Raw genomic sequence first — 24,365 nt, 5'->3', positions numbered from 1 at the left:
ATGTATCTCAGTGCTAGGAGCTATTTTCTTATTTCTCTGTTTCTGCTTTATCGCTTGTTACGCTAACTTTACCCCATTTGTATTGATCTTCTGGTGTATATTTATAATCTTTTACGCGATTATTTACACCTTTTAAATCAAATTTATAATGAAGTGGAATTAATGGTACTTCGTCATGAACTAATTTTTGCCATTTATCGTATACATCTTTACGGTACTTTTCATCAGCAGCTTCTTTAGAAATACCCTGTTTTAATAATTCTGTGTTTTTGTCAGTAGACCAACGTGTGTAATTGAACGCTGCATTTTTAGCCCAAATACCAGAAGGGTCTGGATCAGATGCAGTTCCCCAAGCGGCAGCGAAAAGATCAACTTTTGGATCATCTTTTTTAATCATATCGTAGAAGGAGTTGAATTCGTGTAAGCGACCATCAAGAAGTTCTACTTTTAGGCCGATGTCTTTCCAAGATTGAATAAAGAATTTTGCAAGTGGTTCACTTACATCGCTACCACTCATTGATAAGAAATTAGCTTTAAATTCTTTACCATTCGGATCTTCACGGAATCCATCTCCGTTCGTATCTTTATAGCCAGCTTCATCTAATAACTTTTTAGCTTTTTCTACATCTTTATCATAGGCACCAACTTTATTGTTATGATATTTTGGTAGAGATGGTGGGATTGGTGAGTTAGCTGGATAACGTAGGCCATGATATAATTTTTCACCAATTTCTTTTCTATCAATAGCATAAGCCATTGCTTGACGTACACGAACATCTTTAAATTTCTCCTTATCCATCACTACTTCTTCTTTTTCTTTATCCATATGGCCTAACTTAAAGCCGATATAGCTATAGTATAAATCGGTTTTACCGACTAATTGTGCATTTTTTAATTTACTTACATTTGGATACTGATCTGCACTTACTTCAGCAATGTCAATATCACCATTTTTTAAGGACGCGTTAACAACGGAAGGGTTAACAACTTTTAAAACCATGCTTTTTAGCTTTGGTTTTCCGCCATAATAGTCATCAAAACGTTCAAATTCAACGGATTCTCCAGGAGTAATTTTCTTCACTTTAAAAGGTCCGAAACCAATTGGGTTTTTACGGATTTTATCAGACTCTGCTAATTTATCGATTGGTACATCTCCTAAGTATTTCTTATGAAGAGGATATGCCCAAAGTCCAGTTTTCACTGAAGGATTCGGTTCTTTAAACGTAATCGAAATTGTTTTTGGATCCGTTACCTTGATACCTGAAATTTTTTCGGCTTTTCCATTGTGGTAATCTTCCATACCTTCAATCATTTGCATTTGAGTGTCATAGCGAGAACCAGCATATTGTTTGCTACCAATTACTAGATAAGAGTATTCTAAATCCTCAGCAGTAACAGGGTTTCCATCATGCCATTTTACATTATCTTTAATTTTTAGTGTAATTGTCTTTTTATCTTTAGAAATTTCATATGTAGCAGCACCATCATTCGTGTATTCCCAGTTTTCGTCATTTGATAATAAAGATTCATCGAAAATTGTAATGACCTGGTTATCAGGATCTCCTTCATATACAGCGAAGTTCAAAAGTCCTTCAAATGGTGTGTTAGAAACAAGACCATATGTTAATGAACCATCTTTAATTTCCTTTTTATCATTTTTAACAGATGCACTAAATTTATTTGTATCTACTTTTTTTGTGCTGCTCGTTTTTTCACTACCACCACTGCCCCCACATGCTGAAAGTAGTAATGTTGAAACTGCAAGTGTACTTAATACTTTGAAAAACTTTGGCTTATTTGTCATTTCTTCCACCCCTTATCCTTTTCTTTGTCTTGCGTCGGCCGAACGGCGTAGCGCTTGACCAATAAAATTTATACACAGCATCAATGTTAAAATCATGATTGATGCGGGTAACCAAATCCACCACTTCTCTTGTAATACATCTGGATTTCTAGCATAACTAACAAGTGTACCAAGGCTTGGTGTACTTTCTGGTAGACCAAATCCTAAGAAGGTTAGACCAGATTCAATACCGATGTTTCCAGCAAGGTTTAATGTAACGCTAACAATGATAATGGAACTTAAGTTAGGTAGTACTTGGAAAAGAATGATCTTCCAGTTTGGTGTTCCTAAAGTTTTTGATGCAGAGACATAATCGAGTTCTTTTTCAGTTAATACTTTTGAGCGAATTAATCTTGCCTTTCCTGTCCATAAGAACACGCTCATAATTAAAATGAAAGTGAAGATATTGAATGTAGGAACAAGTGTAATAAATACAATTACAAGCATTAAAAATGGTAAAACCATAACAAAGTCGATAATGCGCATAATGATATTATCAATTGCTCCTCCAAAATAACCGGCAATTAATCCAATTGAAAGGCCAATTACACAAGAAAGAATAGTAATTGCTAATCCAATTGTAAAGGAGTTACGTGTACCAATAATAAGTTGGCCGAAAATGTCGCGTCCTCCGTAATCTGTTCCTAACCAATGTTCAGCAGAGGGAGGAGCATAAATAGCGAATAAATCAACTCGTACAATATCTTCTTGTTTCATAATAAAAGATGTTGCGTAGACTGCTAGTAATAAGATTGCTAGGAAAATAAGTGAAAACATTGCTAATTTATCTTTACGAAGTTCTCGCCACATAATAGAGAAACCAGAAGGGCTTTTTTCGTAATGAATAACTTCAGTTTGTTTTTCAGGGTTTGCTAACATAACGTCATCTCCTTTCTTTAATCAATACGAATACGTGGATCGACGATGCTTAGAATAATATCTGAAAGGAGAGTTCCAAGTAACGTTGCAAATCCAGTAAACATAACGAGTGCAGTTATTACACTAAAATCACGCTGAGAGATAGATTGTATAAATAGTTGTCCAATTCCTGGATAGCTAAAAATACTTTCTAAAAAGATGGCACCGCCAACTAATCCTGTAATTTCATAGCCTAAGAAGGCTGCAATTGGTAAGAATGAATTTCGTAAAATATGTCTAGAATAGATTTTTGATTCTGGAACACCCTTTGCTCTTACTGTACGCACAAAATCTTTATGTTTCGTATCAATAATTTCGCTTCGTAAATATTGAACCGTACCAACTGTCGCAATTAATGCACCAGATAAAGCTGGTAATAGCATGTGATTCAATTTGCTTAAATAGTAAGCAAATGTACCTGTTGCAACTTGAGGATCAACGCTACCGCCGGTTGGGAATATTGCAAACTTAAATCCGAATAGGAAGAGCATAATTAATGCAAATATAAATAGTGGTGTAGCAAAACCTAGATAGTTGTAAATGGTAATGAGTCGATCAGCCCATGTATCATTCCACCGCCCACTTATAACTCCTAGTGGTATGGCAATTAAATAGGTAAGGATAAGAATAACAAGTGCTAAAGATACTGTATTTCCAAGTCGTTCTCCAATTAAATCGGTTACTTTCATTTTATGTGCATAGGAAATACCGAAGTCACCTTGGGCTGCATTTTTAATCCAGCGAACATATTGTGTTGCAACTGGGTCATTTAATCCAAGCTTTTCACGTTGTTCTTCAATCACTTTTGGATCCGCTTTTGGATTCATTGCTCTGCCGGTTAAGGCATCGCCTGGCATTGCCTTAGCTAATAGAAAGACAAGTACACTTAACACGAATAATTGCGGGATCATCACTAAAAATCTCCGTAATATAAACTTCCACATGTTTTATCACTCCCTTATGGTAATGCCACCCGGTGCGTTGGCGAGATTGCTTTTAAGTCATAAGCACGACCGTTTTCATTGAAATAATTTTCGTATGATTTCTCGTATTCAGAGCTTACTTGTTGACGGAGCTTACGCTGTCTCTCTCTGTTTTCAGGACGAATATCAGGAATTGCTGATATTAGGCGCTTCGTATAAATATGTTGCGGATTACTATAAATTTCTGCACTAGTTGCTTCTTCGACAATGCGTCCGCGATACATAACACCGATACGATCACACATATGACGAATTACACCTAAATCATGACTAATGAATAAGTATGTTAGTCCGAGCTCAGCTTGTAAATCTTGCAAGAAGTTTAATACTTGTGCTTGTACAGAGACGTCAAGCGCAGATACTGGCTCATCAGCAATAATAAGCTTCGGTTTTAATGTAAGAGCACGTGCAATACCAATCCGCTGCCTTTGCCCGCCGGAAAATTCATGTGGATATTTATAAATTGACTCTGGATTTAGACCAACTTTATCAAGATATTCTTGAACCGCTCTACGTTCTTCATCAGGTGAGAGCTTCTCAAAATTTCGAAGAGGCTCAGCAATAATGTCGAGAACACGTTTCTTCGGATTTAATGATGAATAAGGATCTTGGAAAATCATTTGAATATCTTTTCGTTGTTCACGTAGCTCGGAGCGACTTAATTTTGTTAAATCTCTATTATTAAAATGAATGCTACCCTCTGTTGCTTTCGTTAAATGCATAATTGCTTTACCCGTTGTTGATTTGCCACTTCCAGATTCACCAACGATCCCGTATGTTTCACCCGGTTGTAATTCAAAACTTACACCATCGACAGCACGCACGTAATCTAATGTGCGGCCGAAGAAACCACCTTTAATTGGAAAATGTACTTTTAAATCTTCTACTTTAAGCAGTGCCATGAGCTACGTCATCTCCTTTCTTATCTTGGAAGTTGAAATGCTTGTAGCAAGTACAACGTACCCAATGGTCTGGTTTTACTTCATGTAAAATTGGATTTTCCTCGTGTTGATCAGGTCTAATCCATGGAATTCGAGCTTGGAAGCGACAACCTGTGCGAGGAAGCTTCGCTAACGAAGGAACGACCCCTTGAATTACATGCAATTTTTCTTTTTCACCATACGCAGATGGAATGGAGTTTAATAGAGAACGAGTATATGGGTGAAGAGGGTTGTTAAAAATCTCTTCAACTTTTCCTGTCTCTACAACTTGTCCAGCGTACATAACGACGATACGATCTGCTGTTTCTGCGACAACACTTAAATCATGAGTAATTAAAATGATGCCCATTTTCGTTTGTTCTTGAATAGATTTTAGTAAGTCTAAAATTTGTGCTTGGATGGTTACGTCAAGAGCCGTTGTTGGCTCATCCGCAATAATGAGTGCTGGGTTACAAGCAATTGCAATTGCGATAACAATTCTTTGTCTCATTCCGCCAGATAATTCGTGTGGGTATTGTTTATATGTAAGTTCTGGTTTTGGAATACCAACTTGATGAAGTAGTTCTAAGGTGCGTTCTTTTTTTTCAACTTTTGAAAGGCTTGTGTGGTAGTCTAAGTTTTCTTCGATTTGTTTTCCAACTGTCATAAGAGGATCGAGTGCTGTAAGAGGTTCTTGGAAAATCATACCGATGTTTGATCCGCGTACTTTATTCATCTCTGCGGCTGACATAGTTAGTAGATCCTTATCTCTATAGTTAAGCTGCCCTTGTAATTTTGTATTTGCTTCATTATGCAGTCGCATAATAGAAAGGGCAAGTGCACTTTTTCCGCAACCTGATTCACCAACTATCGCGACAATTTCATTTTCATGGACAGTTAACGAAACATCATCAACTGCGGCATGATAGTGATCTTGTATGCGAAAGGAAGTCTGTAAGTTTTCAATGCGAAGAAGTGGATTCTTCATGGCTATCCCTCCATCTTTTCTGAAAAGACTAAATATTTTGTATGTTGTTGTTATTTTAATATAAATTGACAATGTTTGACAAGCATAAGTTGAGAAAATATTCAAAAATCTTTTTATACAGAGATTGAATGCTGTTATATAAGGGATTGAAGTTAGTTGAAAACGCTAATATATAAAAAGAGGAGAATAAATCTTTTGTAAGAAAAAAGATTTATATGTAGAAAAAAGAGAGGTGTTCTGGAAAGAACAGCCTCTCTTTTTTTGATAAGAATAATATTAGTACTTAAGCTTGTTTTGGTTTTGCAGATCCTGTCTTTAAAGTAAGAGCAAGGAAGAACATTGCAAGTACACAAGATACAAGTAATAAGATGAATCCGCCATCCCATCCGAATGCATCTACGATAAAGCCCATAGCTGCGCTAGCAAAAGTAGCTCCACCTAGGTAACCGAAGAACCCAGTTAAACCAGCGGCAGTTCCAGCAGCTTTTTTTGGTGCTAAGTCTAGTGCGTGTAGGCCGATTAACATAACAGGTCCGTAAATTAAAAATCCAATCGCGACAAGTGCGATACTATCAACCATTGGATTACCAGGAGGGTTTAGCCAGTAAACAAGAACGGCGATAAATACACCAACCATAAATAAAATACCAGCAGGTGCGCGGCGCCCTTTAAATAGTTTATCACTCATCCATCCGCAAAGAAGTGTACCTGGAATACCAGCCCATTCATATAGAGCGTAAGCTGTACGGGAGCTACTATGAGTGAAACTTTTTTCCTCTACTAAATAGGTAGGAGCCCAGTCTACAACGCCGTAACGTACGAAATAAACGAAAACGTTCGCGATAGCGATGTACCATAAAAATTTATTGTTTAGTACGTATTTAAATAAAATTTCTTTTACTGAAAGTTCGCGTTCTCGATCTTTTACTTTTTCATCTGATGGATATTCTCCAGTATGTTCTTCGATAGAAGGTAATCCACAAGATTGAGGTGTATCTCTCATCGTAATTAATACATAAATACCAACTAAAATTGAAAGAATACCTGGGAAGTAAAAAATACTCTTCCAGTCATTTGCGAAGAAGTATAAGCCTAATGTCACAAGAGAAGGCATAAGCGCGCCACCGACATTATGAGCAACGTTCCAAATAGACATTTTTGTACCACGTTCACTAATAGAGAACCAGTGAACCATCGTACGACCACAAGGAGGCCATCCCATACCTTGTACCCATCCATTTAAAAACTGAAGGACAAACATAAGTATAATGCTCGTTGTAATGAAAGAAAATGAGCCGAAAATAATATTAATGATACCTGATAAAAATAGCCCAGCTGCTAAAAAGTAGCGAGGATTACAACGGTCGGATACGATACCCATAAGAAATTTACTTAATCCGTAAGCGATAGATACTGCTGAAAGGATAACCCCAAGTTCCCCTTTACTAAAGCCTTGTTCGATTAAGTATGGCATCGCTAGTGAAAAGTTTTTTCGAACAAAGTAGTAACCTGCGTAGCCGATGAAGATACCTAAGAATACTTGTAAACGTAATTTACGGTATTCGCTATCAACGCGATCAGCTGGTAAGCGTTCCGCGTGGGGCGCAGGCTTAAATAATTGTGTGAAAAACATAAAATGAAAATCCTCCCCTAATGAATTCGAAATGTTGTAAGTCAGAGAGAATATAAAAAGGCCATGAAATATAAAAAAGTTTCCTTTTTTATGATTCATAGCCGTATACTCCGATTCTCCGTGACTGTCAATATTAACTTCGTCGAAAATTATACAACTTTGTGACAGAAATGTAAACGTTTTTATAAATAAAAAGTGTTGACGGATTTTGTTTGTGGGATTAATATTTAAATACGTTAAATATTTTATTGCTTAAATAAGAGGTGGATAACATGCCAAATGATATGACGCATATCGATAAAATTCAAGCTCTTGCCTTTTCGATTGGAAAGAAAATGCAGACGGAGTTATTAGAACAAATGCAAGCAACAGGACTTACACCACCGCAGTTTTATATTTTAAAGATTTTAGATCATTACGGTGCTTCAAGAGCGACAAAATTAGCAAAAAAGATGTATGTAAAGCCTAGTGCAATTACAGTGATGATTGATCGCCTAATTGACCAAGAGCTTGTAGAACGCTATCACGACAAAGATGACCGTCGTGTTGTCATCATTGAGTTAACAAAAAAGGGGAAAGCTAGAGTAGAAGAGGCAATGACCGCTCGTAATGAGCATATTGCAAAATATTTCTCACATTTAGAATTACAAGAAAGAGAAGATTTGTTACGCCTCTTTGAGAAGTTAGAAACAATTATTTGCGGGACACAAGAGAAAAAAGAGAATAACTAAGAGGAATTGAGGAGATTACATGGAGCAACAAGAAAACATAAATAGAAAGTTGCTGTTAATTGGTTTAATAATCGCGATGCTATTTGCTGCATTAGATGGAACGATTGTTGGTACAGCAATGCCGCGTATCGTCGGTGAACTAGGCGGATTAAGTTTAATGACGTGGTTAACAACAGCTTATATGTTAACATCAACGACAGTTGTACCAATTGCAGGTAAATTAGCGGATTTACTTGGCCGTCGTAACGTATATATTACAGGACTAGTTATCTTTATGGTTGGTTCGGCGTTATGTGGTATGGCAAATGGTATGACAGAATTAATTATTTTCCGTGGTATTCAAGGTCTTGGTGGCGGTATTATGATGCCAATGGCTATGATTATTATCGGAGATATGTTTACGGGAAAAGAACGTGCGAAATGGCAAGGTATTTTTGGTGCGTTATACGGTCTTGCTTCTGTAATTGGACCACAAGTGGGTGGTTGGATTGTAGACGCAGTGAACTGGAGATGGGTATTCTACATTAACTTACCAGTTGGTATTTTAGCAACAATCTTTATTGCAATGGGATTAAAGTCACATAAACAAACAGGACCGATCAAGATTGATATTGCTGGAATCTTTACGATGATTCTCGGTGTTGTAAGTTTATTACTTGCATTAACGTTTGGCGGAAAAGATTATCCATGGGATTCTTGGCAAATTATCGGTTTATTTGCATTAGCTCTAATTGGTATTATTAGCTTTGTTATCGTTGAAACGAAAGCAGAAGAACCGATTTTACCGATGCATTTCTTTAAAAATCGCACGTTTACAATACTGAATGCGATTGGTTTCTTTATGAGTATCGGAATGTTCGGTGCGATTATGTTCGTACCATTCTTCATGCAAGGAATTGTAGGAGTAAGTGCTGCTGAATCAGGAACAATTATGACACCGATGATGATTACAATGATAGTGATGAGTATTATCGGTGGTCAACTTGTATTAAAAGTTGGTGTGAAACCACAAATTATTACAGGGATGCTTATTATGGCTGGTGGTTTCTGGTTATTAACAACGATGGATATGCACACGACTAAACTTACTGCTACTTTCTATATGAGTATTATCGGTTTAGGAATGGGTCTTGTTATGCCGACATTAACATTAGCGTTACAAGAAAGTTTCCCGAAAAAAGATCTTGGAGTCGTAACATCATCAAGTCAGTTCTTCCGTCAAATCGGTGGAACATTTGGTATTACAATTTTAGGGTCAATCATGAATAACACTTCAGGTACAACATTAACAAATAAATTAGTACCTGTATTAGATACGTTCCCGAAAGAAGCGGGCCAAATGGTAACGAAATTTAAAGATATGATTCACACAGATCCACAAGGTTTATATTCGATGCTATTTAGTCCAGAGGCATTAAAACAAATGCCAGAAGCATTCGCTAACAGCATTGTACCAATCTTGAAAAACTCTTTAGTAGACTCACTTCATACTGTATTCTTAACAGGATTAGTATTTATCGTAGTAGGCGCTATCTTTACGATTTTCTTACAGAAGATTAAACTGTCAGATCGTAAAAAAGATGCTGAAGAGCCAGCTACAGAGGAAAAAGAACAAACTGTATCCTATTCGTAATGAAAAAGCATCGCCTTATGGCGGTGCTTTTTTTGAGTATAACCTTAAAAGCTTTTTCATGAGAAATGATTGACGTATTTCTAGAAATACGTTATATTGTTTTCTGTAAACGGTTACATGGGATGGAGAGGAAAGAGAATGAGTACGATTAAAGACGTTGCGAAATTAGCGGGAGTATCTGTGGCGACCGTTTCCAGAGTGTTAAATAAAAATGGATATGTTCATGAAGATACATTAAAGAAAGTAGAACGAGCGATTGAGATGCTAGATTATAAACCTAGTACAGTAGCGCGTTCATTGTATAATAAAAAATCACGTTTAATTGGCTTAGTTGTTCCAAATATCGTGAATCCATTCTTTCCAGAAGTTGCACGTGCCGTAGAAGATGTAGCGCATAAGCAAGGATACACAGTTGTCCTTTGTAACTCTGATGAGAGTTTAGAGAAAGAAAAGCAATATATTGATGTACTTAGGCAAAATAATGTGGATGGATTTATTGTAGCAACGAATCCACAAAATAGTGTTAATTACATGAAGTTGTCTGTTCCAGTTGTTGCAATTGACCGTATGTTTAATGAGCGTATCCCTACTGTATATGCAGATAACTATGCAGGGAGTCAGGCAGCGACAAAGCTATTAATAGATAAAGGCTGTAAACATATTGCGCATATTCGCGGACCGCGTGATGTAAGCACTGCTAATGAACGTTTTGAAGGTTTTGTAGACGTTATTACGCAAAATAATCTTTCTTATATGATTGCAGAGAGTACATTTGATCCAGCTAATAGTGAGCGTGTAGCAGTGGAATTATTAGAAGAATACCCACATATTGATGGAATTGTTGCTGGAAATGATTTAATTGCAATAGGTATTGTAAAGGCTGCACTCCAAAAGGGGATTTCTATTCCAGATGATTTACAAATTATCGGATTCGATGGAATTTCTTTAACAGAAATGATGTATCCATCTATTACAACTGTTGCACAGCCAATTTATGAAATGGGGAAAATTGCAACAGAGCTGTTGTTAGAGCAGATGGAAGGAAACGTATTAGAAGAGAAACACTATCGTTTACCGATTGAAATTATAGAACGAAATACAACGAAGTAAGGAGATGAAACAGATGCCAAATATTGCAGTAGTAGGTAGTATTTCAATGGACTTAGTGGCTGTTTCAAAAAAACGTCCGAAAGCAGGAGAAACAGTAATTGGCGAGGCATTTCATACAATCCCGGGAGGGAAAGGAGCCAACCAAGCAGTTGCTGCAGCTAGATTAGGCGCAAATGTAGCGATGGTTGGAGCGGTTGGAAACGATAATTATGGAACTGTAGTTAGGAGCAATTTAGAGAACGAACGTGTTTTTATCGACTATGTGGTACCGGTTACAGATATGGCGACAGGAATTGCTCATATCGTTTTAGCAGAAGAGGATAACAGTATTGTTGTCGTGCAAGGGGCAAATGCTCTTGTAAATGAGTCGGTTGTAGATCGTTCAAAAGATCTTCTTATAAAAGCAGATATGGTTGTTCTTCAACTAGAGATTCCACTTGAAACAGTAAAATATGTATTGGCTATTTGTGAGGAGCATAATATTCCAGTTATGTTAAATCCAGCGCCAGCACAAGTGTTATCAGAAGATATTTTAGAAAAGGCAACTTATATTACACCAAATGAACATGAGTGTCGCATCGTATTAGATGATTTCACGTCACCAATTGAAGATTTACTGGCTAAATATCCAAATAAACTATTGATGACAGAAGGTTCTAAAGGTGTTCGTTTCCATAATGGTACGGAGATTGTACATGTTCCTAGCATCGCTGTTGATGTAGTAGATACGACTGGAGCTGGTGATACATTCAATGGTGCATTAGCAGTCGCGCTTTCTGAAGGAGAAACACTTCAAAAAGCAATTCGTTTTGCGAATATTGCTGGTGGTCTTTCTGTAACGAGACTTGGAGCACAGGGCGGTATGCCAACGAGAGATAGAGTACGTGAAGTGCAGGTGATTGTCGGATGAAAAAGCACGGTGTATTAAACAGTGAGATTGCATCAGTCCTTGCTTCACTTGGACATACAGATACGATTGTAATCGCAGACTGCGGGTTACCAATTCCTGACGGAGTAAAACGAATTGATTTAGCTGTTGAGATTGGAAAACCTAGCTTTTTAGACGTATTGCAAGTGGTAGCTAATGATATGGCAATTGAAAAAGTAACGTTAGCAGAAGAAGTCATTAATAATAATGCGGAAGTAAATAAAGAAATCGAGCTGAAATTAATAGAGCCAGCATTTGAATATGTATCGCATGAACAATTTAAAGAGCACACGAAGAAATCGAAAGCAATTATTCGTACAGGAGAGGCTACTCCTTATGCCAATGTAATTTTACATGCAGGCGTGATTTTTTAATAAAAGGAAGTGATGGGAATGCGTATTGAAATGAAAAATATTTCAAAGGCGTTCAATGGCAATCCTGTTTTGAAGAATGCACAGTTTATGATTGAAACAGGGGAAGTCCATGCATTGATGGGGGAAAATGGAGCGGGCAAATCAACGCTCATGAAAATTTTAACAGGTGTATACAAAAAAGATGGTGGAACAATCACGATTGATGGACAAGAACGAACTTTTAAAAATGCGAAAGAAGCAGAAGAGTACGGTATTGCATTTATACATCAAGAATTGAACATATTATCGAATTTAACAGTAGCTGAAAATATGTTTCTCGGTAAAGAGTTAATGTATGGGAAGACAGGTATTTTGCGTACGCGTCAAATGAACGCGATTGCGCAGCAGCAACTAGCGGAGTTAGGGTTACATGTAAAAGGCGCTATGTTGGCAGGAGAGTTATCGGTTGGACAACAGCAAATTATCGAAATTGCGAAAGCGTTAATGACAAACGCGAGCGTTATTATTATGGATGAACCTACAGCTGCATTAACAGATCGTGAAATTGAAACGTTGTTTACTGTCATTAATAAATTACGTAAAGAAGGCGTTTCGTTCGTTTATATCTCACACCGAATGGAAGAAATTTTTTCAATATGTGATGCCATTACGATTTTACGTGATGGGGAATACGTAGGAAAGAGACTCATTCCGGAAACATCATTTGATGAAGTAGTGAGTATGATGGTGGGGCGCAGCATTGGTGAACGTTACCCAGAGCGAAATAGTCAAATTGGCGATGTCATTTTTGAGATGCGTAACGGAACGAAAAAAGGGAAGTTTGAAAATGTTTCGTTTCAAGTAAGAAAAGGTGAAATCCTTGGTGTTGCTGGCTTGATGGGAGCTGGCCGTACAGATATTATGAAAGCGATATTTGGATACGAACCTTTAGATTCTGGCCAAATTTTTATAAATGGACAAGAAGTAAAGATTGATAGTCCGATAGATGCGATTAGACAAAGAATAGCTTTTATTACAGAGGATAGAAAATCTGAAGGGTTAGTTTTAGATTTCTCAATTCGAGAAAATTTAGCTTTACCGAATTTAGAAAGTCTTTCAAAGGGAAGTGTCTTAAGTAACGAACTAGAACAACAGTTTACAGCGGATATGATGAAACTTCTTAATGTGAAAGCAGCTAGTGGAGAGCAAGCGGTGAAATCTCTTTCTGGTGGAAATCAGCAAAAGGTTGTTATTGCAAAATGGCTAGGTATCTACCCGCAGTTACTCATTTTAGATGAGCCAACAAGAGGTGTAGATGTTGGAGCGAAAAAAGAAATTTACTCTATTATGAATAAGCTTACTGAGCAAGGCGATGCCGTTATTATGGTATCATCTGAGCTTCCAGAAGTTTTAGGAATGAGTGATCGTGTTCTTGTTATTCATGAAGGAAAAGTCGGCGGCATTTTAGAGAAAGATGAGGCATCACAAGAGTCTATTATGGCACTAGCTACAGGGGGAGAGTAAGGATGGCTAAGAAGGGGAATGTATTACAACAACTCGGTTCTTTAATCGGTTTAGTATTAATTATCGTCGTAATTACAGCTTTAAATCCGGCATTTATTGAGATTCCAAATTTATTTAATATACTGCGTCAAGTATCGATTAATGCGCTTATTGCATTCGGAATGACCTTTGTAATTTTAACAGGGGGTATTGACTTATCGGTAGGTTCTATTTTAGCATTATCAAGTGCACTTGTTGCTGGAATGATGGCAAGTGGCATGGACCCGTTCCTTGCGATGGCAGTTGGATTATTAGCTGGTCTTGTAATGGGAATTGTAAACGGTATCATCATAGCGAAGGGAAAAGTAGCTCCATTTATTGCAACTTTAGCAACAATGACTATTTTTCGTGGGTTGACGCTTGTTTATATGGACGGACGTCCGATCACTGGTCTGGGTGATCATTTAATGTTCCAAATGTTTGGCCGCGGTTATTTTCTCGGTATTCCGGTACCAGCTGTTACAATGATGATCGCTTTCGCAGTACTGTACTTCATTTTGAAAAAAACGACATTTGGTCGCCGTACATTTGCAATTGGTGGAAATGAAGAAGCAGCAGCACTATCAGGTATAAATGTTACGAGGGTTAAAGTAATGATTTACGGTCTTTCCGGAATTTTGGCAGCGCTTGCAGGTATTGTCTTAACATCACGACTAGATTCTGCACAGCCAACTGCAGGTACTTCTTATGAATTAGATGCAATTGCAGCAGTTGTATTAGGTGGAACAAGTCTTTCTGGGGGAAGAGGATGGATTATTGGTACATTCATCGGTGTACTTATTATCGGTGTACTAAATAACGGTTTAAATTTATTAGGTGTATCTTCTTTCTTCCAACAAGTTGTAAAAGGACTTGTAATCTTACTAGCTGTATTAATTGATCGCCGAAAAGAAGCGTAATGGAGGGATAGTTCATGAAGAAATGGTTACTTATACTCGTTGCATGTATTATGGTCATTACTGCTGGTTGTTCAATGGAACCACCAGAATGGGCAAAGGATTCTAGCGATAAAGGTCGAAATAAAACTATTAAAGTTGGATTCTCTGTTTCAACTTTAAACAATCCATTTTTTGTGACTTTGAAAAAAGGAGCAGAAAAGCAAGCGAAAGCAAGCGGCATTGAATTGATTGCTGTTGATGCACAAAATGATGCAGCAAAGCAAACGAACGATGTTGAGGATTTAATTCAAAAAGGTGTCGATGTAGTTGTTATTAATCCGACCGATTCAGATGCTGTTGCTTCAGCAGTAAGTGCGGCAAATGCTGCAAATGTTCCTGTTATTACAGTAGACCGCGTTGCAAATTCGGGTAAGGTTGTTTCTCACATTGCATCTAATAATATCGAAGGTGGTCAAATGGCTAGTGATTACATTCGTGAATTAGTTGGCGGGGGAGCAAACGTTGCTGAGTTAGAAGGAATCCCTGGATCTTCTGCTGCTCGTGAGCGTGGGAAAGGATTCCATAACGTAGCTGATAAGTCTTTAAAAGTAGTTGCAAAACAAGCGGCTGATTTTGATAGAGCTAAAGGATTATCTGTTATGGAAAACATTTTACAAGCGAATGGTGATATTAAAGCCGTGTTTGCGCATAACGATGAAATGGCATTAGGGGCACTTGAAGCATTGAAGTCTTCTGGAAAAACAGATGTAGTCGTTGTTGGTTTTGATGCAACAGAAGATGCTGTAAAAGCGGTTAAAGATGGGCGTATGGCTGCAACAGTTGCTCAAAAACCGGAATTAATCGGGGAGAAGGCGATGCAAACAGCAAAAGAGATAACACAAGGTAAAAAAGTGGACAAATCTATTCCGATTGAATTAGAGCTTATTAAGAAAAACAAATAAATATAAAATGAAAATCAGGAAGGAAGAATAACAAATGAAATTTTTTATTGATACAGCAAACATTAACGAAATTAAAGAGGCGAATGCATTAGGAGTATTAGCTGGAGTAACGACAAATCCATCACTTGTAGCAAAAGAAGGCGTAGATTTCCACGAGCGTATTCGTGAAATTTGCAACGTTGTAGAAGGACCTGTAAGTGCAGAAGTAATTAGCTTAGAAGCTGATAAAATGATTGAAGAAGGAAAAGAGTTAGCGAAAATTGCTCCAAACGTTGTTGTAAAAGTTCCAATGACAACAGAAGGTTTAAAAGCAGTAAAAGCATTCTCTGACTTAGGAATTCGTACAAACGTTACATTAGTATTCTCAGCAGTTCAAGCATTACTTGCAGCTCGTGCTGGTGCAACATACGTTTCACCATTCTTAGGTCGCTTAGACGATATCGGTCATAACGGTATGGACCTAATCCGTCAAATCGCAGAAATCTTTGCAATTCACGGTATTGAAACAGAAATCATTGCAGCATCTGTACGTCACAGTGTTCACGTAACAGAAGCAGCATTAAACGGTTCACATATTGCAACAATCCCAGCAAACGTAATTGCTTCATTAGTGAAGCACCCATTAACAGATCAAGGAATTGAGAAGTTCTTAGCTGATTGGGAAAAAACACAAGAGAAATAATAGAAAATCAAGAATCCTAGTTTAATTGACTAGGGTTCTTTTTTTATTTAAAAGAATTTTCATGCAATTTTGCATATTGTCTTTTAAATTTGTTATATAAGCTATTTAATATATATCAAATCACTTTTTATTTTTCATATTTCGACATAAAAAGGTAGAGGTTCTGACCAGAAAACTGGAGGGGCATGATTCTATAACAGAAAGCTTAACGTTTATAGAATTATGCCTTTTTATATAGGGAGGGCAGAAAGTGGGGATTTCGATTTAAATGCACTCATTTATCTGAATTTTAAGTTTTATAAAAGGAGAGAAATAGAATGAGAAGAAAAACGCCATTTAAAGTGTTGTCATCATTAGCAATTGCGGCAATTATCGGATGCACATCTGTAATGAGTACTCCGCTAGCATACGCAGAAACGCCAGCAAAAGAGAAAGAAAATGTATCTACAACACCAATTGATTACAATTTAATTCAAGAGGATCGTTTAGCGGAAGCGTTGAAAGAAAGAGGAACAATTAATCCAGCATCTTCTAAAGAAGAAACGAAAAAAGCTGTAGAAAAGTATATTGAAAAGAAACAAGGTGATCAGGCAAATAAAGAAATCCTTCCAGCGGATACTGCTAAAGAGGCATCTGATTTCGTGAAAAAAGTAAAAGAGAAGAAAATGGAAGAAACGGAGAAAGTAAAGAAACCTGAAAAAAATGTTAGTCCTGAGCAAAAACCAGAACCAAATAAAAAACAATTGAATGGACAAGTCCCAACTTCTAAAGCAAAGCAAGCGCCATATAAAGGGTCAGTTCGAAATGATAAAGTATTAGTATTACTCGTTGAATTTAGTGATTATAAACATAATAATATTGATCAAACACCAGGGTATATGTATTCGAATGACTTTAGTAGAGAGCATTATCAAAAAATGTTATTTGGTAATGAACCGTACACATTATTTGATGGTTCAAAAGTAAAAACGTTTAAACAATATTATGAAGAGCAGTCTGGTGGAAGTTATACGACAGATGGATATGTAACGGAATGGCTAACTGTTCCAGGAAAAGCGTCTGACTACGGTGCTGATGGTAGTAGTGGTCACGATAATAAAGGACCAAAAGGCGCACGTGATTTAGTGAAAGAAGCTTTACATGCAGCTGCTGAGAAAGGGTTAGATTTATCTCAATTTGATCAATTCGATAGATATGATACAAATGGTGATGGAAATCAAAATGAACCTGATGGTGTAATTGATCATTTAATGGTAATCCATGCTGGTGTTGGTCAAGAAGCTGGTGGCGGTAAATTAGGTGATGATGCAATTTGGTCACATCGTTCAAAATTAGCAATAGATCCAGTAGCGGTTGAAGGTACAAAATCAAAGGTAGATTACTTTGGTGGAAAAGTAGCGGCACATGATTATACAATTGAACCAGAAGATGGAGCAGTAGGTGTATTTGCGCATGAATTTGGACATGATCTTGGCTTACCAGATGAATATGACACGAAATATACTGGAACTGGTTCACCTGTCGAAGCGTGGTCATTAATGAGTGGAGGTAGTTGGACAGGGAAAATTGCAGGAACAGAGCCAACTAGTTTCTCACCACAAAATAAAGACTTCTTACAAAAGAATATGGGCGGCAACTGGGCAAAAATTTTAGAAGTAGATTACGATAAAATTAAGCGTGGAGTAGGAATTCCTACATATATTGATCAAAGTGTTACGAAATCCAATCGTCCAGGCGTTGTACGTGTTAACTTACCGGGTAAGAGTGTTGAAACGATTAAACCGGAGTTTGGAAAGCATGCATATTATAGTACAAGAGGAGATGATATGCATACAACACTAGAGACACCATTCTTTGATTTAACAAAAGGAACAAATGCAAAATTCGATTATAAAGCAAATTATGAGTTAGAAGCAGAGTGCGATTTTGTCGAAGTGCATGCAGTAACAGAAGATGGAACGAAAACGTTAATTGATAGACTTGGAGAAAAAGTAGTCCAAGAAGATAAAGATACAACAGATGGAAAATGGATGGATAAATCATATGATTTAAGTCAATTTAAAGGGAAAAAAGTGAAACTGCAATTCGATTATATTACAGATCCGGCTGTAACATATAAAGGTTTCGCGATGGATAATGTAAATGTAACTGTTGATGGACAAGTTGTATTTTCTGATGATACAGAAGGACAGGCTAAAATGAATTTAAATGGTTTTGTTGTTTCTGATGGGACAGAAAAGAAAGCTCATTATTACTACTTAGAGTGGAGAAACTATGCGGGATCAGATAATGGATTAAAAGCAGGAAAAGGTCCAGTGTATAATACAGGTCTTGTCGTTTGGTATGCAGATGATAGCTTCAAAGATAACTGGGTTGGGGTGCATCCAGGTGAAGGATTCCTTGGTGTTGTGGATTCGCATCCAGAGGCATTTGTTGGGAATTTAAACGGAAGACCAACTTACGGTAATACAGGTATGCAAATTGCAGATGCTGCATTTTCATTTGATCAAACACCAGCATGGAGTGCAAATTCATTAACACGTGGACAGTTTAACTATTCTGGATTACAAGGTGTTACAACATTTGATGATTCAAAAGTATATAGTAACAAACAAATTGCAGATGCAGGAAGAAAAGTTCCAAACCTTGGACTTAAATTCCAAGTTGTTGGACAGGCAGAGGATAAATCGGCAGGCGCTGTTTGGATTAAACGTTAATAACATAAAAGCACATTCTTCATATGAAGAGTGTGCTTTTCAATTTGTACAGTAAGTTATTATTTTAGCTTATGTAATACAAGTGTCTGTTCATATGTAGTGTATCAAATTATGTGGGGAAAGGAAATATTTCCGAGGAAATTGTCGAAGTATCGTTGGTATTTATACACTTTTTTTGTAAAAGAAGAAATGTAGTGTTGCCTTTACAGTTTAATTTATTTACATTGTTACTTGGCTATACACAAAAGTAATATATTCGGCAATAAAAGAGCACTATTGGATAGTGCTCTTTTTTATGGATAGAAAGGAGTGAGTTAAATGAAAGAAATAATTGAATGTCCACAGTGTGAAGGGAATATTACTACGCAACATATAAAAAAGACAATGATGGAATTAACCCATCATTGTCTTTTTTACTTTGCTGTTTGCTTTACTTTTTATTTTGCTTCTTACATAAATCATTCCAGCGAATGTTAATAAGAATGCAGTTCCGATAACGAAGCTGACGCTAGGGGATGCCCCGATTGCACCAACTGTAAAGGATCCAGCAACAACTCCTAATGAGAAGAAAGCATAAAACAATCCGAATGCTTTTCCGCGCTTATCATCTGTCGTATTTTCAACAAGTAATGCATTTATCGATGGGAAAAGGATAGCGAATCCAATGCCATAAATCATCATAACGATAAAGAGCATACCTTTTGTTGCGAATAATCCAAGTAAAGATAACGCGAATGCCATTACTGCAATCCCAATTAGCATGAGTTTTGAACGATTAAATCGATCGTAAATACGGTTTGTTGGTAGCAAGAAGAAGAGGATAGCGGTAATTCCGAATACACTTAACATCATGCCTGTTGTAGATGCTTTAAGCGCTAATGCCTCAACTTTCACTGGTAGCATATAAGTGACAATTCCTTGTGAGAACATTAGTGTGAAAGCACCAATATATGCTTGCAATAACGGTTCTGATTTCAATAGTTCAATCATATCTTCTTTGTTCATCATTTGTGTTCTTGAGGTATCTTTTCTTGATACGTTATTTGGTAAGAAGAATAGAGATACGATTGTACCAAGGACCATTAAAATAGAAATGGTGATGAACACCCACTCTATACCAGCAGTTGCTTTCATAATTCCACTGAAAGCCGGTCCTACAATTGCCGCTGTTCCAACAGCAGCGCCAGATAGAGCCATTGCCTTACCTTGTCTTGCTGAATTTGTTTGTTTTGATAAAAACGTAAAGGCAGCAGGAATTAAAAATCCGTCACTAAAGCCGTGCATAAAGCGCACAACTAATAGTTGTTCACCACTTTGAACAACGGTGTATAACAAGACTATGAAACTCGTAAGTCCCATGCTTATATAAAGTATTTTTTTTGCACCAAATTTATCGACAGCAGCGCCAGCAATAATATTACCGATCATATTAGCGAATGAGTACATACCGACAACTAGCCCAATAATAAGAGGAGATCCTCCAAGACTTTGAGCGAACGTACTCATAATAGGTAATTGTGAAAATGTATCTAGAAACGCTACGATAACAATAAAGTAAATAAAATATTTCAAGCGATATTCACCTCTCCTATGCTATTATGGCATAATGCTAATTTCAACCGCAATGAAATTAGCATTAACAGATGTGGAAAAAAGTACAAAGTGACAAAATATTGAACGTTATTTGTTAAAATTTAGTGGGAATGAGATTGTTTTTTTGAAATATATGGATAGAAGTATTATAATAGATTTGTAAACTTCACCAGGTTAAGTATATACGTAGAGAGGGATGTATAAAATGAAAGCATTACTTTGGCATAATCAACGCGATGTACGAGTAGAAGAAGTACCAGAACCAACTGTAAGACCAGGAGCAGTTAAGATTAAAGTGAAATGGTGTGGTATCTGCGGAACAGACTTGCATGAATATTTAGCAGGACCTATTTTTATTCCAACAGAAGAGCACCCATTAACACACGTAAAAGCACCGGTTATTTTAGGTCATGAGTTTAGTGGTGAGGTAGTTGAAATCGGTGAAGGCGTTACTTCTCATAAAGTGGGAGATCGCGTCGTTGTAGAACCAATTTATTCTTGTGGTAAATGTGAAGCTTGTAAACATGGACATTACAATGTTTGTGAACAACTTGTTTTCCACGGTCTTGGCGGAGACGGCGGCGGTTTCTCTGAATATACAGTAGTACCAGAAGATATGGTCCACCATATTCCTGATGAAATGACGTATGAACAAGGTGCACTTGTAGAACCAGCAGCGGTAGCAGTTCATGCAGTACGTCAAAGTAAATTAAAAGAAGGGGAAGCTGTAGCAGTATTTGGTTGTGGTCCAATTGGACTTCTTGTCATTCAAGCAGCTAAAGCAGCAGGAGCAACTCCTGTGATTGCAGTAGAACTTTCTAAAGAACGTCAAGAGTTAGCAAAATTAGCAGGTGCGGATTATGTATTAAATCCAGCTACTCAAGATGTACTAGCAGAAATTCGTAACTTAACAAATGGTTTAGGTGTAAATGTGAGCTTTGAAGTAACAGGTGTCGAAGTAGTACTTCGTCAAGCGATTGAAAGTACAAGCTTTGAAGGACAAACTGTAATTGTTAGTGTGTGGGAAAAAGATGCGACAATTACGCCAAACAACCTTGTACTAAAAGAAAAAGAAGTTATCGGTATTCTTGGATACCGTCATATCTTCCCAGCTGTTATTAAATTAATTAGCTCTGGCCAAATTCAAGCAGAGAAATTAATTACGAAAAAAATCACAGTGGATCAAGTTGTTGAAGAAGGATTTGAAGCACTTGTAAAAGATAAAACACAAGTGAAAATTCTTGTTTCACCTAAATAATAGAGAATAGTAAAAAGTAGCTCTTTTCTAGAAATAGAAGAGGGCTACTTTTTTTCTATACAGAAAGGTGATAGACTTTCCTTTAACTACAGGTATTTTGTTTGGAAGGGGAAGTCTAATGCTTTCATTTATGTTGACATTGAAACGAATGCTAAAAGCTTGTTTACGAGCGTGGAAAGATAAAGAATTTCAAGTATTATTCGTATTAACATTTTTAACATTAACATCTGGTACGATTTTTTATAGTACAGTTGAAGGATTACGTCCTCTTGACGCTTTATATTTTAGTGTAGTCACGTTGACGACTGTCGGTGATGGGAATTTTAGTCCGCAAACTGATTTCGGAAAGGTATTTACAATCTTATACATATTTATTGGGATTGGATTAGTGTTTGGATTTATTCATAAGTTGGCAGTTAATGTACAACTGCCAAGTATATTATCGAATAGAAAAAAAGAGTAAAGCATGTGGATGCTTTACTCTTTTTTTACATTAGTTTAGACAATCATTCGTAGTAGCTTAACAATACTTTACTACAATATAAGTGCATTCATTCATTATATTCACTATGTATAAAGTTATAATGATATGAACATTTGCATATTTTAATTTATTGATAGAAATTTCATGAAAGGTGGGATATTCTAGTCATAGGTTAACCGGACGATATCATAGGATCCTAACAAAAAGTTTACAATAATTCAATTATAAAATGGAGGATTTCAGATGAAAAAGAAAGTACTTGCTTTAGCAGCAGCTATTACATTAGTAGCGCCGTTACAAAGTGTTGCATTTGCTCATGAAAACGATGGGGGAAGTAAAATAAAAATAGTTCATCGCTGGTCTGCTGAAGATAAACATAAAGAAGGCGTAAACTCTCATTTATGGATTGTAAACCGCGCCATTGATATTATGTCTCGCAATACAACACTTGTAAAACAAGATCGAGTTGCACAATTAAATGAATGGCGTACGGAATTAGAAAATGGTATTTATGCTGCTGACTATGAAAATCCTTATTATGATAATAGCACATTTGCTTCACATTTCTATGATCCAGACAATGGAAAAACATATATTCCATTTGCAAAGCAGGCAAAAGAAACTGGCGCTAAATATTTTAAATTAGCTGGTGAATCATATAAAAATAAAGATATGAAACAAGCATTCTTCTATTTAGGATTATCTCTTCATTATTTAGGAGATGTAAACCAACCGATGCATGCGGCAAACTTTACAAATCTTTCGTACCCACAAGGATTCCATTCTAAATATGAAAACTTTGTAGATACGATAAAAGATAATTATAAAGTAACGGATGGAAATGGATATTGGAACTGGAAAGGTACAAATCCAGAAGAGTGGATTCACGGAGCGGCAGTAGCAGCGAAACAAGATTACGCTGGCATTGTAAATGATAATACGAAAGATTGGTTCGTAAAAGCAGCTGTATCACAAGAATATGCAGATAAATGGCGCGCTGAAGTTACACCAATGACAGGTAAGCGATTAATGGATGCACAACGTGTTACTGCCGGATACATTCAGCTTTGGTTTGATACGTACGGAGATCGTTAAGTATTAAAAAAAGGTCAAATCTCACAATAGAGTATTTGGCCTTTTTATAACTAATACATGGAGGTATGAAGCGTGAAAGGAAAATTGCTAAAAGGTGTACTTAGCTTTGGGATTGGTTTAGGAGTTTTATACGGAGGATCTTCAGCTCAAGCAGAAACGTCTACAAATCAAAATAATACTTTGAAAGTGATGACGCATAACGTGTATATGCTATCAACAAATTTATATCCGAACTGGGGACAAAGTGAGCGTGCTGATTTAATTGGGGCGGCAGATTATATAAAGAATCAAGACGTTGTTATATTAAATGAAGTGTTTGATAATAGCGCATCAGATCGTTTGTTAGGGAATTTGAAGAAAGAATATCCAAATCAAACAGCGGTATTAGGTCGTAGTAACGGAAATGAATGGGATAAAACGTTAGGTAGCTATTCATCTTCAACTCCTGAAGATGGGGGCGTTGCAATCGTGAGTAAATGGCCAATCGTTGAAAAGATTCAATATGTATTTGCAAAAGGATGCGGGCCAGATAATTTATCAAATAAAGGATTTGTATACACAAAAATTAAGAAGAATGATCGTTTCGTTCATGTAATCGGGACGCATTTGCAGGCTGAAGATAGTATGTGCGGAAAAACTTCACCTGCATCTGTACGTACAAATCAGTTAAAAGAAATTCAAGACTTTATTAAAAATAAGAATATACCAAATGACGAGTACGTCCTATTTGGTGGTGATATGAACGTGAATAAAATAAATGCAGAGAACAATAGTGACTCAGAGTACGCATCCATGTTTAAAACATTACACGCTTCTATTCCATCTTATACGGGACATACAGCAACTTGGGATGCGACGACAAACAGTATAGCAAAATATAATTTCCCTGATAGCCCTGCCGAGTATTTAGATTATATTATCGCAAGTAAGGACCATGCGAATCCGTCATTTATAGAGAATAAAGTATTACAACCGAAATCTCCACAGTGGACTGTTACATCATGGCTTAAAAAATATACATATAATGATTACGCTGATCATTATCCAGTAGAGGCAACTATTTCTATGAAATAGTCCTAAAAAAGTTTCTTCT

21 protein-coding genes are annotated in these 24,365 nt (G+C 36.7%); 14 read left to right on the top strand and 7 right to left on the bottom strand.

All coding sequences use genetic code 11. The annotated features are described in order from the left end of the window. Positions 1 to 28: 28 nt before the first annotated feature. The 6 genes from opp4A to glpT all read right to left on the bottom strand — a co-directional run bounded on the left by opp4A (position 29) and on the right by glpT (position 7,285). The gene (gene opp4A / locus DM800_RS25905; protein ID WP_147787929.1) at positions 29 to 1,804 is read right to left on the bottom strand and encodes an oligopeptide ABC transporter substrate-binding protein; all 1,776 of its coding nucleotides are present in this window, start codon (positions 1,802 to 1,804) and stop codon (positions 29 to 31) included. Positions 1,805 to 1,816: 12 nt separating this feature from the next. Then, positions 1,817 to 2,722 (bottom strand): ABC transporter permease, encoded by a 906-nt coding sequence (locus DM800_RS25900; RefSeq protein WP_088061880.1) that lies wholly within the window; start codon positions 2,720 to 2,722, stop codon positions 1,817 to 1,819. A 17-nt stretch (positions 2,723 to 2,739) separates the two neighbouring features. Next, positions 2,740 to 3,705 (bottom strand): oligopeptide ABC transporter permease, encoded by a 966-nt coding sequence (gene opp4B, locus DM800_RS25895; protein ID WP_088061882.1) that lies wholly within the window; start codon positions 3,703 to 3,705, stop codon positions 2,740 to 2,742. 14 nt (positions 3,706 to 3,719) lie between these two features. Continuing rightward, a complete protein-coding gene (locus DM800_RS25890; protein ID WP_001196372.1) occupies positions 3,720 to 4,646 on the bottom strand; it encodes an ABC transporter ATP-binding protein in 927 nt (308 codons plus the stop codon). Next, positions 4,633 to 5,652 (bottom strand): ABC transporter ATP-binding protein, encoded by a 1,020-nt coding sequence (locus DM800_RS25885; RefSeq protein WP_000795363.1) that lies wholly within the window; start codon positions 5,650 to 5,652, stop codon positions 4,633 to 4,635. Before DM800_RS25885 ends, DM800_RS25890 begins: the two co-directional genes overlap by 14 nt. Before the next feature lie 283 nt (positions 5,653 to 5,935). Continuing rightward, positions 5,936 to 7,285, bottom strand: a complete 1,350-nt coding sequence (gene glpT, locus DM800_RS25880; RefSeq protein WP_088061884.1) for a glycerol-3-phosphate transporter — start codon at positions 7,283 to 7,285, stop codon at positions 5,936 to 5,938. 272 nt (positions 7,286 to 7,557) lie between these two features. Between glpT and DM800_RS25875 the strand changes: the two genes are divergently transcribed. The 10 genes from DM800_RS25875 to inhA2 all read left to right on the top strand — a co-directional run bounded on the left by DM800_RS25875 (position 7,558) and on the right by inhA2 (position 18,842). Next, a complete protein-coding gene (locus DM800_RS25875) occupies positions 7,558 to 8,016 on the top strand; it encodes a MarR family winged helix-turn-helix transcriptional regulator (protein WP_001132358.1) in 459 nt (152 codons plus the stop codon). 19 nt (positions 8,017 to 8,035) lie between these two features. Further along, positions 8,036 to 9,649, top strand: coding sequence for an MDR family MFS transporter (locus DM800_RS25870; RefSeq protein WP_088608980.1), 1,614 nt, complete (start codon positions 8,036 to 8,038; stop codon positions 9,647 to 9,649). A gap of 138 nt (positions 9,650 to 9,787) precedes the next feature. Next, positions 9,788 to 10,759 (top strand): ribose operon transcriptional repressor RbsR, encoded by a 972-nt coding sequence (gene rbsR / locus DM800_RS25865; RefSeq protein WP_029437473.1) that lies wholly within the window; start codon positions 9,788 to 9,790, stop codon positions 10,757 to 10,759. 13 nt (positions 10,760 to 10,772) lie between these two features. Further along, a complete protein-coding gene (rbsK, locus tag DM800_RS25860) occupies positions 10,773 to 11,669 on the top strand; it encodes a ribokinase (protein ID WP_147787928.1) in 897 nt (298 codons plus the stop codon). Further along, a complete protein-coding gene (gene rbsD / locus DM800_RS25855) occupies positions 11,666 to 12,061 on the top strand; it encodes a D-ribose pyranase (RefSeq protein ID WP_088608983.1) in 396 nt (131 codons plus the stop codon). Before rbsK ends, rbsD begins: the two co-directional genes overlap by 4 nt. A gap of 18 nt (positions 12,062 to 12,079) precedes the next feature. Further along, positions 12,080 to 13,564 carry a ribose ABC transporter ATP-binding protein RbsA gene (rbsA, locus tag DM800_RS25850; RefSeq protein ID WP_147787927.1) on the top strand — a complete coding sequence of 495 codons (1,485 nt, stop codon included), beginning with the start codon at positions 12,080 to 12,082 and terminating at the stop codon, positions 13,562 to 13,564. Between the two features lie 2 nt (positions 13,565 to 13,566). Next, positions 13,567 to 14,502 (top strand): ABC transporter permease subunit, encoded by a 936-nt coding sequence (locus DM800_RS25845; protein ID WP_147787926.1) that lies wholly within the window; start codon positions 13,567 to 13,569, stop codon positions 14,500 to 14,502. A 14-nt stretch (positions 14,503 to 14,516) separates the two neighbouring features. Further along, positions 14,517 to 15,443 carry a ribose ABC transporter substrate-binding protein RbsB gene (rbsB, locus tag DM800_RS25840; protein ID WP_048541760.1) on the top strand — a complete coding sequence of 309 codons (927 nt, stop codon included), beginning with the start codon at positions 14,517 to 14,519 and terminating at the stop codon, positions 15,441 to 15,443. Positions 15,444 to 15,477: 34 nt separating this feature from the next. Beyond that, positions 15,478 to 16,125 carry a fructose-6-phosphate aldolase gene (gene fsa / locus DM800_RS25835; protein WP_000667662.1) on the top strand — a complete coding sequence of 216 codons (648 nt, stop codon included), beginning with the start codon at positions 15,478 to 15,480 and terminating at the stop codon, positions 16,123 to 16,125. Positions 16,126 to 16,442: 317 nt separating this feature from the next. After that, positions 16,443 to 18,842 (top strand): M6 family metalloprotease immune inhibitor InhA2, encoded by a 2,400-nt coding sequence (inhA2, locus tag DM800_RS25830; RefSeq protein WP_147787925.1) that lies wholly within the window; start codon positions 16,443 to 16,445, stop codon positions 18,840 to 18,842. A gap of 393 nt (positions 18,843 to 19,235) precedes the next feature. Here inhA2 and DM800_RS25825 read toward each other — a convergent pair whose 3' ends face one another. Then, positions 19,236 to 20,414 carry an MFS transporter gene (locus DM800_RS25825; protein WP_048562913.1) on the bottom strand — a complete coding sequence of 393 codons (1,179 nt, stop codon included), beginning with the start codon at positions 20,412 to 20,414 and terminating at the stop codon, positions 19,236 to 19,238. Between the two features lie 226 nt (positions 20,415 to 20,640). On the opposite strand from DM800_RS25825, the gene bdhA reads away from it, so the two are divergent. From bdhA to sph, 4 genes are all read left to right on the top strand, one after another. Continuing rightward, positions 20,641 to 21,693, top strand: a complete 1,053-nt coding sequence (gene bdhA, locus DM800_RS25820) for a (R,R)-butanediol dehydrogenase (protein WP_000645832.1) — start codon at positions 20,641 to 20,643, stop codon at positions 21,691 to 21,693. 118 nt (positions 21,694 to 21,811) lie between these two features. Continuing rightward, positions 21,812 to 22,156: a potassium channel family protein gene (locus DM800_RS25815; protein WP_000948239.1), complete on the top strand. Its 345-nt coding sequence runs from the start codon at positions 21,812 to 21,814 to the stop codon at positions 22,154 to 22,156. 264 nt (positions 22,157 to 22,420) lie between these two features. Further along, positions 22,421 to 23,272 (top strand): phospholipase CerA, encoded by an 852-nt coding sequence (gene cerA / locus DM800_RS25810; RefSeq protein WP_000731008.1) that lies wholly within the window; start codon positions 22,421 to 22,423, stop codon positions 23,270 to 23,272. A 72-nt stretch (positions 23,273 to 23,344) separates the two neighbouring features. Continuing rightward, positions 23,345 to 24,346, top strand: coding sequence for a sphingomyelinase C (sph, locus tag DM800_RS25805; RefSeq protein ID WP_147787924.1), 1,002 nt, complete (start codon positions 23,345 to 23,347; stop codon positions 24,344 to 24,346). Positions 24,347 to 24,365: the final 19 nt, after the last annotated feature.

Source organism: Bacillus sp. AY18-3, assembly GCF_008042305.1.
GTDB classification, from domain to species: Bacteria; Bacillota; Bacilli; order Bacillales; family Bacillaceae_G; genus Bacillus_A; species Bacillus_A wiedmannii.
This window is presented reverse-complemented; position numbering and strand designations above follow the sequence as displayed.

What these genes read in the sequence shown, in the direction of transcription:
- opp4A (WP_147787929.1), bottom strand. Translation starts at nt 1,804, where the DNA reads ATGACAAATAAGCCAAAGTTTTTCAAAGTATTAAGTACACTTGCAGTT.
- DM800_RS25900 (WP_088061880.1), bottom strand. Translation starts at nt 2,722, where the DNA reads ATGTTAGCAAACCCTGAAAAACAAACTGAAGTTATTCATTACGAAAAA.
- opp4B (WP_088061882.1), bottom strand. Translation starts at nt 3,705, where the DNA reads ATGTGGAAGTTTATATTACGGAGATTTTTAGTGATGATCCCGCAATTA.
- DM800_RS25890 (WP_001196372.1), bottom strand. Translation starts at nt 4,646, where the DNA reads ATGGCACTGCTTAAAGTAGAAGATTTAAAAGTACATTTTCCAATTAAA.
- DM800_RS25885 (WP_000795363.1), bottom strand. Translation starts at nt 5,652, where the DNA reads ATGAAGAATCCACTTCTTCGCATTGAAAACTTACAGACTTCCTTTCGC.
- glpT (WP_088061884.1), bottom strand. Translation starts at nt 7,285, where the DNA reads ATGTTTTTCACACAATTATTTAAGCCTGCGCCCCACGCGGAACGCTTA.
- DM800_RS25875 (WP_001132358.1), top strand. Translation starts at nt 7,558, where the DNA reads ATGCCAAATGATATGACGCATATCGATAAAATTCAAGCTCTTGCCTTT.
- DM800_RS25870 (WP_088608980.1), top strand. Translation starts at nt 8,036, where the DNA reads ATGGAGCAACAAGAAAACATAAATAGAAAGTTGCTGTTAATTGGTTTA.
- rbsR (WP_029437473.1), top strand. Translation starts at nt 9,788, where the DNA reads ATGAGTACGATTAAAGACGTTGCGAAATTAGCGGGAGTATCTGTGGCG.
- rbsK (WP_147787928.1), top strand. Translation starts at nt 10,773, where the DNA reads ATGCCAAATATTGCAGTAGTAGGTAGTATTTCAATGGACTTAGTGGCT.
- rbsD (WP_088608983.1), top strand. Translation starts at nt 11,666, where the DNA reads ATGAAAAAGCACGGTGTATTAAACAGTGAGATTGCATCAGTCCTTGCT.
- rbsA (WP_147787927.1), top strand. Translation starts at nt 12,080, where the DNA reads ATGCGTATTGAAATGAAAAATATTTCAAAGGCGTTCAATGGCAATCCT.
- DM800_RS25845 (WP_147787926.1), top strand. Translation starts at nt 13,567, where the DNA reads ATGGCTAAGAAGGGGAATGTATTACAACAACTCGGTTCTTTAATCGGT.
- rbsB (WP_048541760.1), top strand. Translation starts at nt 14,517, where the DNA reads ATGAAGAAATGGTTACTTATACTCGTTGCATGTATTATGGTCATTACT.
- fsa (WP_000667662.1), top strand. Translation starts at nt 15,478, where the DNA reads ATGAAATTTTTTATTGATACAGCAAACATTAACGAAATTAAAGAGGCG.
- inhA2 (WP_147787925.1), top strand. Translation starts at nt 16,443, where the DNA reads ATGAGAAGAAAAACGCCATTTAAAGTGTTGTCATCATTAGCAATTGCG.
- bdhA (WP_000645832.1), top strand. Translation starts at nt 20,641, where the DNA reads ATGAAAGCATTACTTTGGCATAATCAACGCGATGTACGAGTAGAAGAA.
- DM800_RS25815 (WP_000948239.1), top strand. Translation starts at nt 21,812, where the DNA reads ATGCTTTCATTTATGTTGACATTGAAACGAATGCTAAAAGCTTGTTTA.
- cerA (WP_000731008.1), top strand. Translation starts at nt 22,421, where the DNA reads ATGAAAAAGAAAGTACTTGCTTTAGCAGCAGCTATTACATTAGTAGCG.